Here is a 21,825-nt window from a genome sequence, read left to right on the forward strand (position 1 = left end):
CCGGGGGCCCCGTTCGGCGGATGGACGGTGCTCGTTTGGAGAGACTTGCGACCAGGGGACGGATGGGACCGCGCAGTGCGGGGCTACGAACGCCAGGAGCGAGAGCCGGCGGCTGACGTCGACCACCTCTCTCGGTTCGAGGCCGAGATGGAGCGGCTGAAGACCGAGCGGGAGAAGGCCGTCCAGCACGCCGAGGACCTCGGCTATCAGGTCGAGGTGCTGCGCGCCAAGCTGCACGAGGCGCGCCGCAGTCTGGCGACCCGGCCTGCCTACGACAGCGCCGACATCGGCTATCAGGCCGAGCAGATGCTCCGTAACGCGCAGATCCAGGCCGACCAGCTGCGGCAGGACGCCGAGCGGGAGCTGAGCCAGGCCCGTGCGCAGACTCAGCGGATCCTCCAGGAGCACGCCGAGCAGGCCGCCCGTCTCCAGGCGGAGCTGCACCAGGAGGCGGTCACCCGTCGCCAGCAGCTCGACCAGGAGCTCTCGGAGCGCCGGCAGAGCGTCGAGTCGCACGTCAACGAGAACGTGGCGTGGGCCGAGCAGCTGCGTGCCCGCAGCGAGCAGCAGGCCCGCCGGCTGGTCGACGAGTCCCGTGGCGAGGCCGAGCAGGCCCTGGCCGCCGCCCGCGCGGAGGCCGAGCGGGTCGCCGCGGAGGCCCGTCAGCGGCTGCAGAGCGACGCGGAGCAGGCGCGCGCCGAGGCCGAGGCGCTGCTGCGCCGGGCCCGCACGGACGCCGAGCGGCTGCTGAACGCGGCGTCGACGCAGGCCCAGGAGGCCACGGACCACGCCGAGCAGCTGCGCAGTTCGACCGCGACCGAGTCGGACAGCGCGCGCCGCCAGGCGGGCGAGCTGAGCCGGGCCGCCGAGCAGCGCGCCAGCGAGGCCGAGGCGGCGCTGCGCGAGGCGCGGGCCGAGGCGGAGAAGGTCCTCGCCGAGGCGAAGGAGGCCGCGGCCAAGGCGCTCACCGGCGCGGAGTCGGCGAACGAGCAGCGCACGCGTACGGCGAAGGAGCAGGTCGCCCGGCTGGTCAGCGAAGCCACCAAGGAGGCCGAGGCCACCAAGGCGGAGGCCGAGCAGGTCGTCGCGGACGCCAAGACCGCCGCCGAGAAGATCGTCGCGGAGGCCGAGGAGAACGCGCGCAGTCTCACCGCCGAGGAGACCGCCTCCCAGCTCTCCAAGGCGGCCCGTACGGCCGAGGACGTCCTGAACAAGGCGTCCGAGGAAGCCAAGTCGACCACCAAGGCCGCGTCCGAGGAGGCCGAGCGGATCCGCGCCGAGGCCGAGGCCGAGGCGGACCGGCTGCGTGCCGAGGCGCACGACATCGCCGAGCAGCTCAAGGGCACGGCGAAGGACGACACCAAGGAGTACCGCGCCAAGACGGTCGAGCTGCAGGAGGAGGCGCGCCGGCTGCGCGGCGACGCCGAGCAGCTGCGTGCGGACGCCAATGCCGAGGGCGAGCGGATCCGTTCCGAGGCCCGGCGTGAGGCCGTCCAGCAGATCGAGGAGGCGGCCAAGACCGCCGAGGAGCTGCTCGCCAAGGCGAAGGCCGACGCGGACGAGCAGCGGTCGAACGCGACGACGGACAGCCAGCGGGTCCGTACGGAGGCCATCGAGCGCGCCACGACGCTGCGCCGGCAGGCCGAGGAGACGCTGGAGCGCACCCGCGCGGAGGCCGAGCGGCACCGGGCGGAGGCCGTCGAGCAGGCCGAGGCCATCACGGCGGAGGCCGAGCGCGCCGCCCGTGAACTGCACGAGGACACCGAGCGGGCCATAGCGGCCCGCCAGGACGAGGCCGCCGAGGGGCTGACCCGGCTGCACACGGAGGCCGAGGAGCGCCTCGCCTCCGCCGAGGAGGCGCTGACCGACGCGCGCGCCGAGGGCGAGCGGATCCGTCGTGAGGCATCCGAGGAGATCGACCGGCTGCGCGGCGAGGCCGCCGAGCGGATCCGTACGCTCCAGGCGCAGGCCGAGGCGGAGGCCGAGCGGCTGCGCGACGAGGCCGCTTCCGACGCGTCCGCGTCGCGTGCCGAGGGCGAGTCCATCGCCGTACGGCTGCGTTCGGAGGCCGCGGCGGAGGCCGAGCGGCTGAAGTCGGAGGCACAGGACACCGCGGACCGCGTACGGACGGAGGCGCAGGCCGCCGCCGAGCGGCTCGCCACGGAGGCGGCCGAGGCGCTGTCCGCCGCCCAGGAGGAGGCCGCCAGGCGCCGCCGCGAGGCCGAGGAACTCCTCGGCGCCGCCCGGCAGGAGGCCGACCAGGAGCGGGAGCGGGCTCGCGAGCAGAGCGAGGAGCTGCTGGCCTCGGCGCGCAACCGCGTGGAGGAGGCCCAGACCGAGGCCGTACGGCTGGTCGAGGAGGCGGACCGCCGGGCGACCGAGATGGTGTCGGCCGCCGAGCAGACCGCGCAGCAGGTACGGGACTCCGTCGCCGGGCTGCACGAGCAGGCCCAGGAGGAGATCACCGGCCTGCGCAGCGCCGCCGAGCACGTGGCGGAGCGCATGCGCACGGAGGCCCAGCAGGAGGCCGACCGGGTCCGCGCAGACGCCTACGCGGAGCGGGAGCGGGCCACCGAGGACGGCAACCGTGTCCGGCGCGAGGCGCGGGACGAGGCGGAGGCCGCCAAGTCCCTTGCGGAGCGCACGGTTTCGGAGGCGATCACCGAGTCCGAGCGGCTGCGCTCGGATGCCTCGGAGTTCGTCCAGCGGGCCCGTACGGAGGCGTCGGACACCGTCGCGTCGGCCGAGCAGGACGCCTCACGGGCGCGGGCCGAGGCACGCGAGGACGCCAACCGCATCCGGTCGGACGCGGCGACACAGGCCGACACCCTCATCACCGAGGTGACGTCGGAGGCGGAGCGGCTCACGGCGGAGACCAACGCGGAGGCGGAGCGGGTCCGTTCCGAGTCCGTGGCGAAGGCCGAGAAGCTGATCTCGGACGCGACGGGCGACGCGGAGCGGCTGCGCGCCGAGGCGGCCGAGACGGTCGGTTCCGCGCAGCAGCACGCCGAGCGGGTCCGGTCGGAGGCGGAGCGCGTCAGGAACGAGGCCGCCGCCGAGGCCGACCGGCTCATGTCGAACGCACGCGACGAGGCCGACGACACGCTGGACAAGGCGCGCAAGGAAGCCAACAAGCGGCGCTCCGAGGCGGCCGAGCAGGTCGACACGCTGATCACGGAGACGACCGCCGAGGCCGACAAGCTGATCACGGAGGCCCAGCAGGCGGCGCACAAGACCACCGCGGACGCGGAGACGCAGTCCGACACGATGGTCGGCGCCGCCCGCAACGAAGCCGAGCGGCTGGTCTCCGAGGCGACCGTCGAGGGCAACTCGCTGGTGGAGCGGGCCCGGACGGACGCGGACGAGCTGCTCGTCGGCGCGCGCCGGGACGCCACGGCCATAAGGGAGCGGGCGGAGGAGCTGCGTGACCGGATCACCGGCGAGATCGAGGATCTGCACGACCGGGCCCGCCGGGAGTCCGCCGAGACGATGAAGGCGGCGGGCGACCGCTGCGACGCGCTCATCAAGGCCGCCGAGGACCAGCTGAGAGAAGCCGAGTCGAAGGCCAAGGACCTGGTGTCGGAGGCCAACTCCGAGGCGGGCAAGGTCCGGATCGCCGCCGTGAAGAAGGCGGAGGGGCTTCTCAAGGAGGCCGAGCAGAAGAAGGCCGCGCTCATCTCCGAGGCCGAGGCGATCAGATCCGAGGCGGTGCGCGAGGCGCGGGCCGCGGTCGAGGAGGGCAAGCGCGAGCTGGAGGTGCTGGTCCGGCGCCGCGAGGACATCAATGCCGAGATCTCCCGTGTCCAGGACGTCCTTGAGGCGTTGGAGTCGTTTGAGGCCCCGTCGAGTGGCAAGGACGGTGGCGTCAAGGCTGCCGCTGCGGCCGGTGCGACTCGTTCGGGTGGCAAGCCGTCGGAGGGCTAGCCAAATGGCCAACTTCCGTGCTTGCCAGACGCCTTCGGCATCGTCTCTGGCAAGCGGTCCGGCAGTTAGCCACCAAAAAGGGTGTCATTCTCCATATCAATCGGGCTACTGCTCGATGACACACCGTCTTGACCCCTAGGATTCCACCTATCACCTCACCGGTCTCATTCGACAGGAACCCCATGAGCGACACTTCCCCCTACGGCTTCGAGCTTGTGCGGCGTGGGTACGACCGCGCTCAGGTGGACGAACGCATTTCGAAGCTCGTCTCCGACCGTGACAGCGCTCTGGCCCGTATCACTGCTCTGGAAAAGCGCATCGAGGAGCTCCATCTCGAAACGCAGAACGCCCAGGCCCAGGTCAGCGACGCAGAGCCGTCGTACGCGGGTCTCGGCGCGCGCGTCGAGAAGATCCTCCGCCTCGCCGAGGAGGAGGCGAAGGACCTGCGCGAAGAGGCCCGTCGCGCGGCGGAACAGCACCGTGAGCTCGCCGAGTCGGCGGCCCAGCAGGTGCGTAACGACGCAGAATCGTTCGCTGCGGACCGCAAGGCCAAGGCGGAGGACGAGGGCGTCCGGATCGTCGAGAAGGCCAAGTCCGACGCTTCTCAGCTGCGTACCGAGGCTCAGAAGGACGCGCAGTCCAAGCGTGAGGAGGCGGACGCCCTCTTCGAGGAGACCCGTGCGAAGGCCGCTCAGGCCGCCGCCGACTTCGAGACGAACCTCGCCAAGCGCCGCGAGCAGTCCGAGCGCGACCTGGCTTCGCGTCAGGCCAAGGCCGAGAAGCGTCTCGCGGAGATCGAGCACCGCGCGGAGCAGCTCCGCCTGGAGGCCGAGAAGCTGCGCACGGACGCCGAGCGCCGCGCCCGTCAGACGGTGGAGACGGCTCAGCGCCAGGCCGAGGACATCGTGGCCGACGCGAACGCCAAGGCTGACCGGATCCGTTCGGAATCCGAGCGGGAGCTGGCGGCTCTCACGAACCGTCGCGACTCGATCAACGCTCAGCTGACGAATGTCCGCGAGATGCTCGCGACGCTCACCGGTGCGGCGGTCGCTGCCGCGGGCTCTCCGGCCGAGGACGAGCCGATCTCTCGTGGGGTGCCGGCGCAGCAGACCCGCTAATCCGGGTTGTAGGGGATCTGCGGGTCCGTTCGGGCTGGTCGCGCAGTTCCTCGCTCCCCCAAAGGGGAGCGGGACCCGCAAAGGCAAAGAGCCCCCTGCCACTGAAGTGGCAGGGGGCTTTGTCGCGTTTTAGCGTGGGCCCATGATCGAGCTTGAGGGGCTTACCAAGCGGTACGGCGAGAAAATGGCGGTGAATCATCTGACGTTCACCGTGCGGCCGGGGATCGTGACCGGGTTTCTGGGGCCGAACGGGGCCGGAAAGTCCACGACGATGCGGATGCTGCTCGGGCTCGACCGGCCGACCGCGGGCGATGTGCGGATCGACGGGCAGCACTACGACCGTCTCAAGGATCCGCTGAAGTACATCGGGGCCCTGCTCGACGCCAAGGCCATGCACGGCGGCCGCAGCGCCTTCAACCACCTCCTGTGCCTCGCGCAGAGCAACGGGATTCCGAGGGCGCGGGTGCACGAGGTCCTCGACACGGTGGGCCTCACGGCGGTGGCGAAGAAGAAGGCGAAGGGCTTCTCGCTCGGCATGGGGCAGCGGCTCGGTATCGCGGGCGCGCTGCTCGGCGACCCCCGGATCCTGATGTTCGACGAGCCGGTCAACGGGCTCGACCCCGAGGGCATCCACTGGATCCGCAACCTGATGAAGTCCCTGGCCGCCCAGGGGCGTACGGTCTTCGTCTCCTCGCATCTGATGAGCGAGATGGCGCTGACCGCGGACCACCTCGTCGTGATCGGCCAGGGCCGACTGCTCGCAGACACCTCCATGGCCGACTTCATCCGGCAGAACTCACGGTCGTACGTACGGATCCGGTCGCCCCAGCGGGAGCGGCTGCTCGACGTGCTGCACGGGGCCGGGGTCACCGTCGTCGAGGCGGGCGGCGAGGCGCTCGAAGTGGACGGCGCGAAGTCGGAGCACATCGGGGAGCTCGCGGCCCAGCACCAGATCGTGCTGCATGAGCTGAGCCCTCAACAGGCCTCGCTGGAAGAGGCGTTCATGCAGCTGACGGCGGAGTCGGTGGAGTACCACGCGCACGCGGACCCGGGACTCACCGGGACCGTGCCACCCGCCGTTCCATCTGCCGCGCCGCCCGCCGGGCAGCGGCAGGCGCCCCAGTGGGGCAACGACTGGAAGAAGGGCTGAATCCATGGCCGCGACCCAGGTCGTCCGGTCCGAGTGGACCAAGATCCGGTCGGTGGCGTCCACGGTGTGGACGCTCAGTCTCGCCGCGGTGGTCACCGTCGCGCTCGGCGTGCTCATCTCGCTGCTGTCCAAGAACGAGTTCGACGACCTGAGCACGAAGGACCGGCTCTCCTTCGACCCGACGTTCATCAGCTTCGCGGGGATGAGCCTCGGTCAGCTGGCGATGATCGTGTTCGGCGTGCTGGTGGTGTCCAACGAGTACAGCACCGGCATGATCCGCACCTCCCTCGCCGCGGTGCCGCAGCGCGGCACCTTCCTCTTCAGCAAGATCGCGGTGGCGACCGGACTCGCCTTCCTCGTCGCCCTCGCCACCAGCTTCGTCGCCTTCTTCCTCGGCCAGGCGATGCTGGGCTCGCACCGGGCCTCGATCGGCGACCCGGGTGTCCTGCGCGCGGTCATCGGCGGCGGCCTCTACATGACCCTCATCGCCCTCTTCTCGATGGGCGTCGCCACGATGCTGCGCAGCCCGATGCTCTCCCTCGGCATCCTGATGCCCTTCTTCTTCCTGATCTCCGCGATCCTCGGCAACGTCGACGCCACCAAGAAGGTCGGCCAGTACCTCCCGGACCAGGCGGGCAGCAAGATCATGCAGGTCGTCACCCCGATCGACGACGATGTGCCGTACGGCCCCTGGGGCGGCCTGGGAATCATGGTCCTGTGGGTGCTGGTGGCGGTGGCCGGCGGATACGTGCTGCTCAAGAAGCGGGATGCGTAGGGTCCTCCGGTGAGCCGGCGGGCTGGAGTTCGTCGAACTCCTTCCACCCCTTCCACTTGCCGACGGGGATACTGAGATCCGGCTCCACGGACGCAAACTTGCCCAGTTCGATGTCCTCGTCGTCCAGCCTGAACCAGCGTTCGTCACTCAGTGCCGCTCCGGTCCCCACCACCTTGGCGGTGAAGCGCACCATGATGCGCACACCCTCGAGCCCGCGCAGATCCTTGCCCTGGAGTGAGGAGAGCGGAAGCTCGGACACCTTGGCGTCGACGGGTATCCACACGGTGAACGGAGCCGCGCGCTCCACGACGGACCACACACGCTCGTCGCACGGCTTGCCGTCCTCGCCGAGGATCTTCAGCCGCTGCTTGTACATCACCAGTGTGCCGTCGCGCGGTGACTCCTGGAGATAGCGCAGATGGGCCTCGGCCCGCGCCTCCATCATGACCACATTCAGGATGTGGTTGTAGAAGCGCACGGCGATCACCGCCTTGTCGCTGCTCTCGTGGGCCCTCGCGTAGTCCGGAGCATCCGACATGGCGGCGCGCGAGATGCTCGCCTTCCTCCGCCAGACGACCGGCCGGACCGTGAACATCTTGATGAAGAGGACACCGATGAGAGACGCCGGGGCCAGCGCGCCGGTCACCGACGCGACCGTCGCCAGCACTTCCTGCGCGGTGTTCCCGTCCCGCACGGAGAGGCTGTCCGTGCCGACGCAGGCGCGCAGCGCCTCCAGGGTCACGTCCAGCAGCCGAAGGGACCACAGCCGCTCCGCCGGTGCCTGCGGCGAGTCCTCGGCCAGCACATACCCCACGGCGATCAGCAGGGAAAGCGCCAGGAGCGCCAGGAGCGCCAGGATCAGCAGCGCGGGCAGCGTACGGTCCGCTATCCACCACCGAACTGACTTACGGAATCTGGGATGCTGCCCGTGGACACGCCTTGACAGACGCATGTGTCTCCCCCACTCGTCACCAGCAACGTAGCGCCAACAGTCTGGCGTCCAGGCGTTGTTGCGACCAATTCACATCCGGAGGGTCCCCTCGCAGGTGTCGCGGGTACGCGTGCTTATGGCAGGCTCGGACCGTCCCCGCCTCCCCGGCCGGCTCACAGAAGGACTGACCATGACCCACCGCAGCATCGAAGCGCTCGGCTTCACCGACGTCCCGGCGCTGCAGCCGCTGACCTACCCGGGGCGCATCATCGACGAACCCGTCCTGCTCTCCGGCAAGGAACTGCTGGCTCTTCGGGTACGGCGGCAGCGCCTGGGCAACTGGCTGGTGGACTGCGGCGGCGTGCCCGAGAAGGAAACCCTGGACTCGGTATTGGACCGGCTCGGCCAGGCATCGACCGGTAGCCGCTACCCGGTGATCTCGGTGGGGTCGAACGCGGCACCGGGTCAGGTGAGCCACAAATTCGGACGCATCGGAATCGCCGACGAGATGCCCATGATCCCGGTCAAGGTACGGGGAGTAAGCATCGGGCTCTCCGCCCACATCAGCCCTGCCGGATACGTCGCCTCCGCACCGTACCTGGACCCGGAGGCCGAAACACCGCTGGTCGTCACCTGGCTGGACGCGGCCCAGCTGAAGGTGGTCGACGACACCGAGTTCCCCGGCTATCGGCGGGCGCTCCTTCCCGGCGACGCGTTCCCGATGACGATGCCCTCGGGCGAGCGGCTGGGCGGCGCGTACATCTACTTCAGCGCGTATGGAATGCTGGCCGACCGGAACGGCGCTCCTCGCCCCGGCGGCGGGGACCAGGCGGCGCTGCTGCGGGAACTGCTCACCGAGTCCCGCGCCCTGCGCGAGCTGCTGGGCCCGGATCCCGAGTCCTGGGTGCGTCGGGCGGGCGCCGACGAGGCGGTGCGGGACAACGGCACCAGCGTCTTCCGGGAGGAGGGCTGGCTCACTTTGCAGCCCGAGTTCCTGCCGTACGAGTCCGACGACTCGGAACTGCGGCTCTACGACCACCTCCCCGCGCTGGACGGCTCGCTTCCGGAATCCTGACCGGCCAGGCACGGCACATACCTGACAAGTCGCCCATGTGACCTGCGCTGTTTTACTTCCTCTTGAGTGGAACCGTCAGCACCCCGATATCCTCCTAACCCTTACGGGGGCGTGTGCCCCGACGTCCTGAACCATTCGATGGGTGCGGAGAATGATCGAGGCAGTCGGCCTGACGAAGCGCTACGGCGACAAGACAGCCGTGTACAACCTTTCCTTCCAGGTAAGGCCGGGTTCCGTCACCGGCTTCCTCGGGCCCAACGGGTCGGGCAAGTCGACGACCATGCGCATGATCCTCGGGCTCGACAACCCCAGCTCCGGTCAGGTCACGATCGGCGGCTACCCCTACCGCAAGCTGCCCAACGCCCCCCGCCAGGTCGGCGCGCTCCTCGACGCCAAGGCCGTGCACGGTGGCCGGCACGCCCGCAACCACCTCCTGTGCCTCGCCCAGCTGTCCGGCATCCCGGCCCGGCGCGTGGACGAGGTGCTGGGTGTCGTCGGCCTCCAGGACGTGGCGAAAAAGCGCTCCAAGGGCTTCTCGCTCGGCATGGGCCAGCGGCTCGGCATCGCCGCCGCGCTCCTCGGCGACCCCCAAGTGCTGCTCTTCGACGAGCCGGTCAACGGCCTCGACCCCGAGGGCATCCTCTGGGTGCGGAACCTGATGAAGTCGCTGGCCGCGGAGGGCCGGACCGTCTTCGTCTCCTCCCACCTCATGAGCGAGATGGCGGTCACCGCCGACCACCTCATCGTGATCGGCCGCGGCCAGCTGCTCGCCGACATGAGCGTCCGTGACTTCATCTCGCACAACTCGGCCGACTTCGCCCGCGTACGCACGCCCGACTCCGAGCCCCAGCAGCGCGAGAAGCTGACGGCGGCGCTGACCGAGGCGGGCGGCCAGGTGCTGCCCGAGCAGGACGGCGCGTTGCGTGTCATGGGCCTGCCGCTCCCCCAGATCAGCGACCTCGCGCACAGCTCCGACGTACGCCTGTGGGAGCTCTCCCCGCACCAGGCCTCGCTGGAGGAGGCGTACATGCGGATGACGCAGGGCGCCGTCGACTACCGCTCCACCATCGACCAGCGCGCGGGGCTGCAGCAGGAGCTGCCGCCTGGCGCGATGCCGCCGCAGCAGATGCCGGTGCCGGGTCAGGGCCAGCCGGGCTGGTACGCCCCGCCGCCGCCCCAGCAGGGCGGCCAGCCGTTCGCGATGCCCCAGGCGCAGCCGCCCGCCGGCCCGCCCGCGGGTCCGTACGGTGCCCCGGCCGCTCCCGGTGCCGGAGAGCCCAACCCGTACGCCCAGCCCGCCGGCACCGCGCCCGCGCCCACCGCCCCCGCGCAGCCCTCCTCCGCCGCGCCCGACCTGACCAAGCCCGAGGACGCCCGATGAGCACGCCCCAGCACCAGATGCAGCAGCAGGCCGCCCCTGCCACCGACTGGCAGGGCACGTCCGGGACTTCGTACACCTCGCCGATTCCGATCACGCGCACGCACCTCGGTCACGCGCTCGCCTCCGAGTGGACGAAGATCAAGTCGGTGCGCTCCACGATGTGGACGCTCGGTGTCTTCGTGCTGCTGGTCGTCGGCATCGGTTTCCTCGTCGCCGCCCAGACCACCAACGAGGACTTCACGGACGTCCCGTACACGGTCCCCGCCTTCTTCGGCCTGATCCTCGGGCAGATCTGCCTGATCACGCTGGGCGTGCTGGTGGTCTCGTCGGAGTACGGCACGGGCATGATCCGTACGACGTTCACGGCGTCGCCGCAGCGCTACCGGGTGCTCACGGCCAAGCTGATGATCTTCTTCGTCGTCGCGTTCGTCGTGTCGGCCCTCTCCATCGGCGTGGTCGGCATGATCACGTCGGGCATGCACGGCGGGGCGTCGGACAACGAGTGGGGCGGGACCGTCCTGATGGGCGCGCTGTACGTGTCGCTGCTCGGCGTCCTCGCGCTCGCGGTGGGCTCGATGCTGCGGCACTCCGCCGGCGCGATCACCACGATGCTCGGCGTGGTGCTGGTGCCCGCGATCCTGCCCGCGTTCCTGTTGATGTCCGAGAGCATGCGCACGATCGGCGAGAAGATGATGGAGTACAACGCTCCGAACGCGCTCGCCCGGATCTTCCAGCTCGACACCGAGAACGGGAACGGCAGTTCCCAGCTCGCCCTCCTCGCGGGTGTGACCGTGGCGGCGATCGCCGGGGCCTACGCACTGCTGGAGAAGCGGGATGTCTAGGGCGTAGGGAACGTACGCAAAATCGTTCGAAGGTCTAGAACCGTGGAGCGTTCCGGGACCGCTGCACCCTCGTGGTGCGGCGGTCCTTCGCGTTCCAGCACGCCTTGTGCCAGTGCCGTCGCTCGTCCACGCCGGAGTGCTCGGGCCAGGCCACCACGTGCGGGACTCCGGAGGGAATCTGCTGGTCGCAGCCGGGGCAGCGATACGTCTTGCCCTGGGCACTCGCGCCCGCCACGTGCCGCACGCTCCACGCGTCACCCTGCCAGCTCTCCGTCGACTGCCAGCCCCCGTAACGGTCGGAGGGATCTCCGTCCGGGCTCCGGCCGGAGTCACCGGCACCCTTGGGACGGTTGCGACGCGGGGACACAGGACACCTCACGGAGCTATACAGGGAGCACGGGCTGTGTCCAGCCTACGCGGAGCACCCAGGGGTACGCGTACGTCACCAATCCCCACAGATCCCCCGCACGGCCGGCTCATTCTGCAGACAATCCGCCAATCTCCCCGCCAAGCCGTGTCCTTGGCACGTGTCAGACGGTTATGCGCTGTGGGGGAGCCGCGTCGGCACAAGGAGGCAGGAGTGCGATGCGCGTAGGAAGTTTTGTACTGGCGGCCCAGTTCCCGGGCCAGGGCCAGGGGGAGGCACTGCACCGCGCGGTGCGGTCCGCCGAGGTCGCCGAGGAGGCCGGGCTCGACGCAGTATGGCTGGCCGAGCACCACTTCGTGCCGTACGGGACGTGCCCGTCGGCCATCACGCTCGCGGCGTTACTGCTCGGCCGCACGCGTCGGATCCGGGTCGGCACGGCGGTCAGCGTGCTGCCCACCGTGCACCCCGTGGCGCTCGGCGAGCAGGCCGCGCTGCTGCACGTGACGTCCGGCGGGCGCTTCTCGCTCGGGCTGGGGCGCGGCGGGCCGTGGGTGGACCTGGAGGTCTTCGGGACGGGCCTCGATGCGTACGAGAAGGGGTTCCCGGAATCACTCGATCTGCTGGTGCGGTGGCTGCGTGAGCCGTCCGTCGCGGGCGGTTCGGAGCGCTTCGGTTTCCGTGAAGTCCCCGTCGTACCAAGGCCGTCGGAGGCCCTGACGGGCGGCGAGAGCCCCGAGGTCGTCGTCGCCTGCACCTCACCGGCGAGTGTCCGGCTGGCCGCCGGGCACGGGCTGCCGATGCTTCTCGGGATGCATGTCGGGGACGAGGAGAAGGCGGAGATGGTCTCGCTGTGGCGTACGTGCGCGCGCGACGCGGGGTACTCGCCCGACGTGATCGCGGACGCGGCCCATGTCTCGGCCGGTATCGCCCAGGTCGCCGACCGACGCACGGACGCCGTCGAGATGCTCCTGAAGGCCATGCCGGGCTGGCTGAAGCAGGGTCTCGACGCCCATGTGACCGTGGACGGCCGGGCCCGCTCGATGCGGGACCCGCTGGCGTACACCGAACTGCTCTGCGGTCTGCACCCGGTGGGCACGCCCCGCCTGTGCGCCGACCGCCTCGCGGCGACCTCCGAGCGCACGGGGATCACGCGCTTCGCGCTTCTGGTGGAGGGCTCGGGCGACCTCGCGGCGACCGAGGAGAACGTACGGCGACTGGGGGGCGAGGTGCTGCCGCGGCTGCGGTGAGCGGGGCCCCGCCCGGGCCGAGCCGAAGGGAACCGCGTCCCGGCCGAGCCGGGATGCGACCGGGCCGAACCGGGGTGCGCCCGGACCACCGAACCAGGGTGCGCCCGGACCGAGTCCGAGTGCGTCGGGAGCGAACTGGCGTGCGCCTTCCGGTGGTTGGGCCCTGTCCGGTCGCAACGGGCCCGTATCCGACCGGAACAGACCGCTGTCCGGCCCCAACCGGTGTGCGCCGCGGGGAGCTTGCCGCCCCAGTACAAAAGCACCTCCCGCGTACGGAGCGGCAAGCCGTGCAGCATCACTGCCTCAGCAGTCCCGGAACTCCGGCGACTGGTTCAGCAGCTGGCTGCGCACCGAGGTGAAACGGGTCAAGGTGTCGTCCACCGAGCCGTCCAGCGGGAACACCGCCACGCGGTGGCAGTTCTGGAAGGCCAGGCGCACCCCGAAGTGCCGCTGCAGCGCACCGCGTATCGCGTCACTCGCGAGCGCACGCAGCAGCTGGCCACGCGCCTGCTCGTCCGGCGGAGGCGTCTGGTTGTCGGCGAAGTTGCCGCCGTCCACCTTCAGCTGAGCCACCAGGGAGCTGATCATCTCCCATGCGTAGGGCAGGGAAATCCGGACGCAGTCGACGAATTCCGCTTCGTCGACCTCGCCTCGCTCGGCCTTTTCGAGTAGGGCCGGTGAGACGTCCAGCGACATGGGTTCTCCTCTCGCACCCCCTCGGCAGAGGGGGTTGACGGACAGGTAAGGAGACCGCGACGCCGAACACGCTGAGTACACGCGTCGCGACCTCCCGTTTACACGGTAGGCAACTGTTCGTGGCCGCACCAGGACATTGAGAAACCGGGGGAGACTCAACCTGCTCACAACCAGCCACTTTCGAACAGGGCTTATCCGGGGAAACAGGGGCGACAGTAAAGGCTCCGGTCAAGCGGACCCATGGGCGGATCGCGCCGACCCGTGCCGGTCGAGTAGCGTTGCGGACCATGCGTCTCGTCATTGCCCGCTGCTCCGTTGACTACGCGGGCCGGCTCACCGCCCATCTCCCGTCGGCCCCCCGCCTGATCCTTGTGAAGGCCGACGGCAGTGTCTCGATCCATGCGGACGACCGGGCCTACAAGCCCCTCAACTGGATGTCGCCGCCCTGCACCCTGAAGGAGGGTTCGGGGGACGACGAGGGTGTCTGGACCGTCATCAACAAGGCGGGCGAGAAGCTCATCATCACGATGGAGGAGATCCTCCACGACTCCTCGCACGAACTCGGCGTGGACCCCGGCCTGATCAAGGACGGCGTGGAGGCACACCTCCAGGAACTCCTCGCCGACCGCATCGACACCCTCGGCGAGGGTTACTCGCTGATCCGCCGCGAGTACATGACGGCCATCGGCCCGGTCGACATCCTGTGCCGTGACGGCGAGGGCCAGACCGTCGCCGTGGAGATCAAGCGACGCGGTGAGATCGACGGCGTGGAGCAACTCACGCGCTATCTGGAGCTGTTGAACCGCGACCCGCACCTCGCGCCGGTCCGCGGCATCTTCGCGGCCCAGGAGATCAAGCCCCAGGCCCGCGTCCTCGCCACCGACCGGGGCATCGGCTGCGCGGTCCTCGACTACAACGCGCTGCGCGGCATCGAGGACGACAAGCTGCGGCTGTTCTGACGGCCACGGAATCACTCGTACAACTGGTGTGTACGGCATGACGGTGGGCCGGGTCCCGTGTGGAGGACCCGGCCCACCGTCATGTCGTGCCGTGCGCGGGTGTCGTACCCCGGGTGTCAGATCGTCGGCGAGTCGCCGTCCGCCGGGCTGCTCGCGGCACTGCTGCTCTCGGCCGGGCTGGAGGCCGGGCCGCTGGCCGAGTCCGAGGTCTCCGGTGTGGTCGGCGGAGTCTCGCTCGGCTCACCGGTCGGCTCGGTCGGAGTCGGGGTCGGAGTCGGCGTGGGCGTCGGCTTCGGACTGGTCGGCGGCTTCGGTGAAGTCGGCGGCTTGGTCGAGGACGGCGGCTTCGTCGTGGGCTTGTTCGTGCTCGGGTCCTTCGTCCCGGTCGGATCGTCCGAAGGCTTCGTGCTCGAAGAAGGCGCCGGGTCGTCCGAGGTCCCGATGACCCCGTCGTCGCCCGGGTCGGTGGGACGGCTCGTCGAGTCGGCGTTGCCGCTGTCCTTCTGCGGCCGGTCCGCGCCGAGTCCGTCGCCCTCGTCGCCGGCGCTGGCCGACGGGTTGGGGCCGACCTGCTCCGACGGGATGTTGTCGTCGGGGTTGGAGGTCGCGCCGAGTGTCACCACCGTGCCGAGCACGGCGGCGAGGAGCGCGCCCGCGCCCGCCGCCGCGAGGTTGCGCCGGGTGCCGTTGACCAGGCCCTTGACTCGGCCCGGCTTCGTCGCGGAGGCGGCACCGCCACGGGTGATCACCGTCGCGGACTCGCCCGGCTGCTGGAGCGAGGGGACCGGAGTGAATCCGGCCGGTACGCCACCGGGCGGCGACGCCGACTCCTCGTACCGAGCGTCGGGGACCTCCTCGCCCACCGTCGAACCGATCCCGGCCGGCGGTGTGGTGCCGGTGCGGTCCGCGACCAGCGCCAGTGCGCGCCGGCCGGCGACGGTGCCGCGCTTCTCGGCGAGGGCGCCGCGCAGCCCGATGGACGCCTCCAGTTCGGCGCGGGCCCGGTCGTACTGATCACCGCAGAGCGCGAGGATGCCCAGCTCGTGGTGGAAATAGGCTTGATCCGAGACCTCGCCGGACAGCCGGGCCGCCTCGGCGCCCGAGCGCAGCGCACGCTCCCAGGCGCTCCAGTGCAGCCCCGCGGCGAACGCGGGCGCGGCCGTGCGCGCCAGCCGTACGGCGGTGGCGCTCTCCTCGTCCTCGGCCCGCGGCGCCGTGAGAGGCGCCAGGGCGGTCAGCGCGGCGAGCACCGCGTCCGCCTCGGCTGCGACCCGCTCCGGGGTCACCGACGGATGCCCCGCCCACCAGGCGTAGTGCTCGGCGGCGGCGTGTGCCTTCTCCTCGGCGTCGGAGGCGTACCCGACGGCCTCCAACTGGGTCTGCACGCCTGCCGCGAGCCGGTAGTGCGAGCCGACCGGTGTGACCAGCGCGCAGCCGACGAGCTCGGCGAGCGCGGCGTCCGCGTGCGTGTCCCCCACCAGGGCGGGCAGATGCGCCTGGTGCGGCACCTCGCCGCCCAGCGCGACGGCGAAGCGCAGCGTGGCGCGCGCCGACTCGCTGAGCCGGGTCGCGAGCAGCGCGGCCGGAGCGGCGCCCTCGGCGAGCGACGGCAGTGGTACGTCGTGGCCGTCCTCGGCGTCGAAGGGCGCGTCCACGGGCGCGTCCTCGTAGTAGCCGAACTCGTCGAAGGCGTTCGGGTCGGCGCGCAGTTGGTCGCGCTGCCGCAGCAGCGCACCGGCCTGCACGAAGCGCAGCGGCAGCCCTTCGGACTCGAACCAGAGGTCGCCCGCCCAGTTCGCCTCGTCCTCGGTCAGGACGCGGCCTACGGCGCGCTCCAGCAGTTCGAGACCGCCGCCGCGGCCGAGGCCGCCGAGGAAGACCTCTTCGAGGAGCGAGTCGGTCGACGGCGCGGGAACGTCGGGTGTCGCGGAGATCAGGAAGGCGCACTCGGGGGTCGCGTCGAGCAGTTCGTCGAGCGCGCCGGCGCCGAACTCCACGTCGTCCAGGACGACGACCGCGCCGATCTCGTGGACGAGTGCAAGCAGTTCCTCACGCTCCGGCCGGTGCAGCGGAGCGTTGAAGACGGCGGCGAAGAGGTCGTGCAGGAGATCGTCCGGGGTACGGCGGTGGCCGCTGAGGCGCACCACGCCGTCCGGGGCGAGGTCCGCGCAGTCGTCGGCGACGGCGTCCAGGAGCACGGTGCGGCCCGAACCCGAGGGTCCGGTGAGCCGTACGGAGCGCCCGCGCGCGAGCAGGCGCACAAGCCGCTCACGATCCTCCTGCCGCTCCAGGAGCGGCAGCCTGGGCAGTGAGGCCCCGGGCGGTACGGGAGGTCGTGTCGCGCGAGCCAGCTCGGCCCGCTCGGCTGCGCTGAACTTCGTGGGCCGCGGCGGTCGCTCGCCCGGTGGGCAGAGCTCGATCTCGCTGCCGTCGACGGGATTGACGGTGAGCAGATGGTCGCCCGACACGAGTTGGACGGTGCGGGCCAATGCTGGCGTGTGCTGACCGAAGTCGGACGTCAGAGGATCGCGCGGCGGCCGCTGTCGTGGCGCCGAGCCGTCGTCGTCGTGGCCGTACTCTTCGGGTCCCCGGTTCATCGGGTCCATAGGTCCAAGCCCCCCAAAAGCGTGGTGTGCCGAGCCCCTCCCGGCCTTGCTGCACACTGCGCTGTCGCTTCTGGTCCGGTGCCCGCTCACGGGTTCGTCAAGACGCGGGCAGCCGAACCCTAAACCTTCGCACAGTATCTACGAACACACGGGGTACCGCGCCGTCCGAGACGTCACAGCTTCGTGAGGATTGTTCGCGACGTACGTTTCGTACGAACGCTTCTTACCGGATCTTCGCCGTTTGCGACAGTGACGCCGGGTCACATCCAGGGGCGGTGCGGGATCACGTCCGGGAGCGGCGCGGGGTCACACCCGGGGCAGCGACTCGACGCCGATGCCGCCTTCGATCGCCAGGATCCGGTGGAGCCGGGTGGCCACCAGCAGTCGCTGCATCTGCGGCGGGACGCCGCGCAGCACAAGCCTCCGGCCGCACCGCCCCGCCCGCCGGTGGGCCCCCATGATGACACCGAGTCCGGTGGCGTCCCAGGAGTCCAGCTCTGACAGGTCGAGCACCAGGTCGCCGACGCCGTCGTCGACTGCCGAGTGCAGGACCGTACGGGCGTCCGCCGCGCTGCGGACGTCGAGGCGGCCCCCGACGACCAGCTCGGCGTGGTCGCCCCTGATGTACATATGCGCTCCCCGAGAGTGCGTTTCGTACGCTGCGTCTTCGTCGTGTCCTGTGTTGCCAGGACTGACTGCCGTACCGGGGCAGAAGTTGCCCTCTGTAAGCGAACCGATACCGAATTCACCCCGAGGAGTGACCGGTCGAAGATCGCCACAGAGTCAGTACGTGTATCAGTACGTGTAGAAGCCTTGCCCGCTCTTACGGCCGATGTCACCGGCGTCAACCATCCGGCGCATCAGCTCCGGCGGGGCGAACTTCTCGTCCTGGGACTCGGTGTAGATGTTGCTGGTCGCGTGCAGAAGGATGTCGACGCCCGTGAGGTCGGCGGTGGCGAGAGGACCCATCGCGTGACCGAAGCCCAGCTTGCAGGCGAGGTCGATGTCCTCGGCGGTCGCCACGCCCGACTCGTACAGCTTGGCCGCCTCGACGACGAGCGCCGAGATGAGACGGGTGGTCACGAAGCCGGCCACGTCACGGTTGACGACGATGCAGGTCTTGCCTACCGACTCGGCGAACTCCCGCGCGGTGGCGAGCGTTTCGTCGCTCGTCTTGTAGCCGCGGACGAGTTCGCAGAGCTGCATCATCGGGACCGGCGAGAAGAAGTGGACGCCGACGACCCGCTCCGGGCGCTCGGTGGCCGCCGCGATCTTGGTGATCGGGATGGCGGAGGTGTTGGAGGCCAGTACGGTCTCGTCCTTCACCAGCTTGTCGAGCGTACGGAAGATCTCGTGCTTGACTTCCAGCTTCTCGAAGACGGCCTCGACGACGATGTCGGCGTCGGCGGCCGCGTCCAGGTCGGTCGTCGTGGTGATGCGGCCCAGCGCCTGCTCGGCCGCGCCGGCGTCCAGCCTGCCCTTGCTCACGAACCTGTCGTACGAGGCCTTGATGCCGTCGGTGCCACGGGTCAACGCCTCGTCGGTGACATCGCGCAGGACGACGTCCCAGCCGGCCTGTGCGGAGACCTGGGCGATACCTGAACCCATGAGTCCGGCCCCGATGACGGCGAGCTTCCGTGCCACTGTCCGACTCCCCTACTGCGTTTTCCCGGCGGCGTTGACCATCGCGAGACACCCCGGGTAACACGCTGTTGGGTTGCCTCTTCGGCGGACCCTAGCGGTCGTGAGGCGCTGTGTGACCGGTAAGTAACGCGCGTCACGTCTCATAGGACGGACATCACACCGAGCGGCTCATTCCGCCGCCCGTACGGCGTAGTTGAGGACCTTCTCGCTCAAAAGGTCCTCCATGCCGTCGAGCAGCGCCAGCACCTCTCGGGACACTTCGGCCGGATCGCGGCACGCCATCATCTCGCGGCTGATGTTGCTCATGACCGTCTGGTGGAGCCAGCCGATCTGCCCGGCCATCAGGCCCGGCGTCGGATCGTCGGGATCCGCGCCCGTCTCCTCACGCAGCGCCGCCTCCAGGTCGTCGTGGACCTCCTGCTGAAGGCTCCACAGGCGGGACCTGAGGGCGGGCGCGTCATGGATGACGCGCATGAAGCGGTCGTACCCCTCCATCAGCCCGACCCGGGGCGAGACCGCCTCGACCTCCTCGCGCAGCTCGCGCAGGACGGCGACGGCGGCCGACTCGCCGACGCGGCGGCCGCGGACCCAGCGCGAGAGCCGGTCGACGACACCCCTGCTGCGGTCGAAGAAGAGGTCCTCCTTGGCCGGGAAGTAGTTGTAGACGGTGTTCACGGAGACGTCGGCCGCGTCCGCGACCTCGGCCATGGTCACCGTCACGAAGCCGTGCTCCAGGAACAGTCCCGTGGCGATGTCCGAGATGCGCTGCCTGGTCTCGCGCTTCTTCCGCTCCCTGAGCCCCTCTGCCATGGCTTCATCGTAGGCCGGACCGATGATTTCTGGTCTCTCTCAAATTTTGGTGGCATTGCAAAATTTAAGTCCCTCTGTTTTTCTTGGCGCATGCCCATCATCAGCACGGCCGGCCTCGCCCGGACCTTCCAGACCAGACGCGGCCCCGTCGAGGCGGTCCGCGGCATCGACCTCACCGTCGCGGCGGGCGAGATCCTCGGCTTCCTCGGCCCGAACGGAGCCGGCAAGACGACCACACTCCGGATGCTCACGACCCTGCTGGCCCCGACAGGCGGCGCGGCCACGGTCGCGGGCCACGACCTGGCCACCGACCCGGAGGGCGTCCGCCTCGCGTGCGGGTACGTGGCGCAGTCGGGCGGCGTCGACCCCCAGATCTCCGTACGCGAGGAACTCGTAACGCAGGGACGGCTCTACCGTCTGACCAAGGATCAGGCGGTCGATCGCGCCGAGGAGCTGGCCCGCGATCTGGACCTCACCGACCTCCTCGACCGGAAGACGTCGGCGCTCTCCGGCGGCCAGCGCCGGCGTCTCGACATCGCGCTCGGCCTCACCCACCGCCCGAAGGTGCTGTTCCTCGACGAGCCGACCACGGGCCTCGACCCGGCGAGCCGGGCGGACCTCTGGGACCTCGTACGACGACTGCGCGACGACCACGGCACGACCGTCTTCCTCACCACCCACTACCTCGACGAGGCGGACGCGCTCGCCGACCGGCTCGTGATCGTCGACCAGGGCGTCGTGGTGGCGGAGGGCACGCCGAGCGCGCTCAAGCTCCAGTACGGAGGGTCGATCGACGCGACGCTCCAGGACACGTTCCTCGCCATCACCGGCCGCGCCCCCGCACCGGCGGACGCCACCCCCGTAGCCGTCTGACCCTCCAGGAAGTGACCGACATGCTTCTCCAGGACACCGCGCTGATCTTCGGGCGCTACCTCCGCCAGACCCTGCGCTCCAAGTTCGCGATGCTCTTCGGCGTACTGATGCCGCTGCTGTACCTGCTCTTCTTCGGCCCGCTGCTCACCGATCTGCCGCTGGGCGGCGGCGGGAGTTCCTGGCAGGTCCTGGTCCCCGGACTGCTGCTCCAACTCGGCCTGTTCGGCGCCGCGTTCGCCGGATTCATGATCATCGTCGAGAAGAGCCACGGGGTCGTGGAGCGGATGCGCGTCACCCCGGTCAGCCGGCTCGCGCTCCTGCTCGGCCGGGTGCTGCGCGACACGGCGGTCTTCGTCTTCCAGGCGGTCCTGCTGGTCCTGGCCGCCCTGGTGATGGGCCTGCGCGCACCGGTCACGGGCATCCTGATCGGCTTCGCGTTCGTCGCGCTGCTGACCGTCTCACTGGCCTCGCTGTCGTACGCGCTGGCCATGAAGACCGCGTCACCCCATGCCTTCGGCCCGACGATCAACGCCCTGACCATGCCGTCCATGCTCCTGTCCGGCCTCATGCTCCCCATGTCACTGGCACCCGGCTGGCTGGACGCCCTCTCGCACGTCATGCCGTTCCGCTATCTGGTGGACGCGATGCGGGACGCGTACGTCGGCTCGTACGCGACCGCCTCCATGGCGTACGGCGTCCTGGTGGCCGTCGGCCTCACCGGAATCGCCGTGACGGTGGGCACACGAGTGTTCCGGGAGGCCGGGGCGTAACTACGCTGGCCGCATGGTCAATCTGACGCGCATCTACACCAGGACCGGCGACCGGGGCACGACGAACCTGGGCGACATGAGCCGGGTCGCCAAGACCGACCCGCGGATCTCGGCGTACGCCGACGCCAACGAGGCGAACGCGGCCATCGGCGCGGCGATCGCCCTCGGCGGCCTCGACGAGGAGATCGTCAAGGTCCTCACCCGCGTCCAGAACGACCTCTTCGACGTGGGCGCGGACCTCTCCACGCCGGTCGCCGAGAACCCCGAGTTCCCTCCCCTGCGGGTCGAGCAGTTCTACATCGACAAGCTGGAGGCGGACTGCGACCACTTCAACGAACAGCTGGAGAAGCTCCGCTCCTTCATCCTCCCCGGCGGCACCCCGGGCGCGGCCCTACTCCACCAGGCATGCACGGTGGTACGGAGGGCGGAGCGCTCGACCTGGGCGGCCCTGGAGGTGCACGAAGAGGTGATGAACCCGCTCACAGCGACCTACCTGAACCGCCTCTCCGACCTGCTCTTCATCCTGGCAAGGGCGGCCAACAAGGAGACGGGCGACGTCCTCTGGGTCCCGGGCGGCGAACGCTGAGGACGGCGCCGGGGACACCTCAGGGCAGGGGGAACGGCGCGGCCTTCGTCTTGGGGGCGCGGGGAACTGCG

19 protein-coding genes are annotated in these 21,825 nt (G+C 70.2%); 12 read left to right on the plus strand and 7 right to left on the minus strand.

Annotated elements, in window-relative coordinates:
* Positions 1-75: 75 nt before the first annotated feature.
* The 4 genes from scy (at position 76) to OG718_RS19420 (ending at position 6,967) form a co-directional block, all read left to right on the plus strand.
* Complete coding sequence (gene scy, locus OG718_RS19405) at positions 76-3,924, plus strand: polarized growth protein Scy (RefSeq protein ID WP_306937882.1); 3,849 nt, start codon at positions 76-78, stop codon at positions 3,922-3,924.
* A 182-nt stretch (positions 3,925-4,106) separates the two neighbouring features.
* A complete protein-coding gene (locus OG718_RS19410; RefSeq protein ID WP_143636173.1) occupies positions 4,107-5,042 on the plus strand; it encodes a cellulose-binding protein in 936 nt (311 codons plus the stop codon).
* A 142-nt stretch (positions 5,043-5,184) separates the two neighbouring features.
* On the plus strand, positions 5,185-6,192 hold the full coding sequence (locus OG718_RS19415) for an ABC transporter ATP-binding protein (protein WP_328844685.1): 1,008 nt from the start codon (positions 5,185-5,187) through the stop codon (positions 6,190-6,192).
* A gap of 4 nt (positions 6,193-6,196) precedes the next feature.
* Positions 6,197-6,967, plus strand: coding sequence for an ABC transporter permease (locus tag OG718_RS19420; RefSeq protein WP_328844686.1), 771 nt, complete (start codon positions 6,197-6,199; stop codon positions 6,965-6,967).
* On the opposite strand, the gene OG718_RS19425 is transcribed toward OG718_RS19420, so the two are convergent.
* On the minus strand, positions 6,948-7,919 hold the full coding sequence (locus OG718_RS19425) for a hypothetical protein (protein WP_328844687.1): 972 nt from the start codon (positions 7,917-7,919) through the stop codon (positions 6,948-6,950). The genes OG718_RS19420 and OG718_RS19425 overlap by 20 nt on opposite strands.
* Positions 7,920-8,088: 169 nt before the next feature.
* Between OG718_RS19425 and OG718_RS19430 the strand changes: the two genes are divergently transcribed.
* The 3 genes from OG718_RS19430 to OG718_RS19440 all read left to right on the plus strand — a co-directional run bounded on the left by OG718_RS19430 (position 8,089) and on the right by OG718_RS19440 (position 11,196).
* On the plus strand, positions 8,089-8,973 hold the full coding sequence (locus OG718_RS19430; RefSeq protein WP_328844688.1) for a hypothetical protein: 885 nt from the start codon (positions 8,089-8,091) through the stop codon (positions 8,971-8,973).
* A 151-nt stretch (positions 8,974-9,124) separates the two neighbouring features.
* Complete coding sequence (locus tag OG718_RS19435; RefSeq protein WP_143636183.1) at positions 9,125-10,354, plus strand: ABC transporter ATP-binding protein; 1,230 nt, start codon at positions 9,125-9,127, stop codon at positions 10,352-10,354.
* Positions 10,351-11,196, plus strand: coding sequence for an ABC transporter permease (locus OG718_RS19440; RefSeq protein WP_373466173.1), 846 nt, complete (start codon positions 10,351-10,353; stop codon positions 11,194-11,196). Before OG718_RS19435 ends, OG718_RS19440 begins: the two co-directional genes overlap by 4 nt.
* Positions 11,197-11,230: 34 nt before the next feature.
* Here the strand turns inward: OG718_RS19440 and OG718_RS19445 are convergent, their stop codons facing one another.
* The gene (locus OG718_RS19445; RefSeq protein WP_143636185.1) at positions 11,231-11,563 is read right to left on the minus strand and encodes an ATP/GTP-binding protein; all 333 of its coding nucleotides are present in this window, start codon (positions 11,561-11,563) and stop codon (positions 11,231-11,233) included.
* A 218-nt stretch (positions 11,564-11,781) separates the two neighbouring features.
* Between OG718_RS19445 and OG718_RS19450 the strand changes: the two genes are divergently transcribed.
* Positions 11,782-12,810, plus strand: a complete 1,029-nt coding sequence (locus OG718_RS19450; protein ID WP_306937895.1) for an LLM class flavin-dependent oxidoreductase — start codon at positions 11,782-11,784, stop codon at positions 12,808-12,810.
* 303 nt (positions 12,811-13,113) lie between these two features.
* Here OG718_RS19450 and OG718_RS19455 read toward each other — a convergent pair whose 3' ends face one another.
* On the minus strand, positions 13,114-13,506 hold the full coding sequence (locus tag OG718_RS19455; protein WP_055617795.1) for an SCO5389 family protein: 393 nt from the start codon (positions 13,504-13,506) through the stop codon (positions 13,114-13,116).
* Between the two features lie 287 nt (positions 13,507-13,793).
* On the opposite strand from OG718_RS19455, the gene nucS reads away from it, so the two are divergent.
* Positions 13,794-14,465, plus strand: a complete 672-nt coding sequence (gene nucS / locus OG718_RS19460; RefSeq protein WP_143636189.1) for an endonuclease NucS — start codon at positions 13,794-13,796, stop codon at positions 14,463-14,465.
* A 116-nt stretch (positions 14,466-14,581) separates the two neighbouring features.
* Here the strand turns inward: nucS and OG718_RS19465 are convergent, their stop codons facing one another.
* The 4 genes from OG718_RS19465 to OG718_RS19480 all read right to left on the minus strand — a co-directional run bounded on the left by OG718_RS19465 (position 14,582) and on the right by OG718_RS19480 (position 19,525).
* Entirely contained in the window at positions 14,582-17,071 is a 2,490-nt protein-coding gene (locus OG718_RS19465; RefSeq protein WP_143636191.1) for an ATP-binding protein, read from the minus strand.
* A gap of 306 nt (positions 17,072-17,377) precedes the next feature.
* Complete coding sequence (locus tag OG718_RS19470; RefSeq protein ID WP_030672301.1) at positions 17,378-17,701, minus strand: STAS domain-containing protein; 324 nt, start codon at positions 17,699-17,701, stop codon at positions 17,378-17,380.
* A 165-nt stretch (positions 17,702-17,866) separates the two neighbouring features.
* Entirely contained in the window at positions 17,867-18,715 is an 849-nt protein-coding gene (locus OG718_RS19475; protein WP_143636193.1) for a 3-hydroxyacyl-CoA dehydrogenase family protein, read from the minus strand.
* A 168-nt stretch (positions 18,716-18,883) separates the two neighbouring features.
* A complete protein-coding gene (locus OG718_RS19480) occupies positions 18,884-19,525 on the minus strand; it encodes a TetR/AcrR family transcriptional regulator (protein WP_328844689.1) in 642 nt (213 codons plus the stop codon).
* A gap of 90 nt (positions 19,526-19,615) precedes the next feature.
* Here OG718_RS19480 and OG718_RS19485 point away from each other — a divergent pair, with 90 nt between their 5' ends.
* The 3 genes from OG718_RS19485 to OG718_RS19495 are packed head-to-tail and all read left to right on the plus strand — an operon-like array spanning position 19,616 to position 21,754.
* Complete coding sequence (locus tag OG718_RS19485; protein WP_143636196.1) at positions 19,616-20,398, plus strand: ABC transporter ATP-binding protein; 783 nt, start codon at positions 19,616-19,618, stop codon at positions 20,396-20,398.
* Between the two features lie 20 nt (positions 20,399-20,418).
* Complete coding sequence (locus OG718_RS19490) at positions 20,419-21,168, plus strand: ABC transporter permease (RefSeq protein ID WP_306943331.1); 750 nt, start codon at positions 20,419-20,421, stop codon at positions 21,166-21,168.
* Positions 21,169-21,181: 13 nt separating this feature from the next.
* Positions 21,182-21,754 (plus strand): cob(I)yrinic acid a,c-diamide adenosyltransferase, encoded by a 573-nt coding sequence (locus OG718_RS19495; RefSeq protein WP_328844690.1) that lies wholly within the window; start codon positions 21,182-21,184, stop codon positions 21,752-21,754.
* Positions 21,755-21,825: the final 71 nt, after the last annotated feature.

The organism is Streptomyces sp. NBC_00258, from assembly GCF_036182465.1.
GTDB lineage: Bacteria > Actinomycetota > Actinomycetes > Streptomycetales > Streptomycetaceae > Streptomyces.

Bases quoted from the DNA above. Each gene is read 5' to 3' on its own strand.
- OG718_RS19425 (WP_328844687.1), bottom strand. From the start codon at position 7,919: ATGCGTCTGTCAAGGCGTGTCCACGGGCAGCATCCCAGATTCCGTAAG.
- OG718_RS19485 (WP_143636196.1), top strand. From the start codon at position 19,616: ATGCCCATCATCAGCACGGCCGGCCTCGCCCGGACCTTCCAGACCAGA.
- OG718_RS19495 (WP_328844690.1), top strand. From the start codon at position 21,182: ATGGTCAATCTGACGCGCATCTACACCAGGACCGGCGACCGGGGCACG.
- nucS (WP_143636189.1), top strand. From the start codon at position 13,794: ATGCGTCTCGTCATTGCCCGCTGCTCCGTTGACTACGCGGGCCGGCTC.
- OG718_RS19430 (WP_328844688.1), top strand. From the start codon at position 8,089: ATGACCCACCGCAGCATCGAAGCGCTCGGCTTCACCGACGTCCCGGCG.
- OG718_RS19480 (WP_328844689.1), bottom strand. From the start codon at position 19,525: ATGGCAGAGGGGCTCAGGGAGCGGAAGAAGCGCGAGACCAGGCAGCGC.
- OG718_RS19465 (WP_143636191.1), bottom strand. From the start codon at position 17,071: ATGGACCCGATGAACCGGGGACCCGAAGAGTACGGCCACGACGACGAC.
- OG718_RS19435 (WP_143636183.1), top strand. From the start codon at position 9,125: ATGATCGAGGCAGTCGGCCTGACGAAGCGCTACGGCGACAAGACAGCC.
- OG718_RS19455 (WP_055617795.1), bottom strand. From the start codon at position 13,506: ATGTCGCTGGACGTCTCACCGGCCCTACTCGAAAAGGCCGAGCGAGGC.
- OG718_RS19415 (WP_328844685.1), top strand. From the start codon at position 5,185: ATGATCGAGCTTGAGGGGCTTACCAAGCGGTACGGCGAGAAAATGGCG.
- OG718_RS19440 (WP_373466173.1), top strand. From the start codon at position 10,351: ATGAGCACGCCCCAGCACCAGATGCAGCAGCAGGCCGCCCCTGCCACC.
- OG718_RS19410 (WP_143636173.1), top strand. From the start codon at position 4,107: ATGAGCGACACTTCCCCCTACGGCTTCGAGCTTGTGCGGCGTGGGTAC.
- OG718_RS19450 (WP_306937895.1), top strand. From the start codon at position 11,782: ATGCGCGTAGGAAGTTTTGTACTGGCGGCCCAGTTCCCGGGCCAGGGC.
- OG718_RS19470 (WP_030672301.1), bottom strand. From the start codon at position 17,701: ATGTACATCAGGGGCGACCACGCCGAGCTGGTCGTCGGGGGCCGCCTC.
- OG718_RS19490 (WP_306943331.1), top strand. From the start codon at position 20,419: ATGCTTCTCCAGGACACCGCGCTGATCTTCGGGCGCTACCTCCGCCAG.
- OG718_RS19420 (WP_328844686.1), top strand. From the start codon at position 6,197: ATGGCCGCGACCCAGGTCGTCCGGTCCGAGTGGACCAAGATCCGGTCG.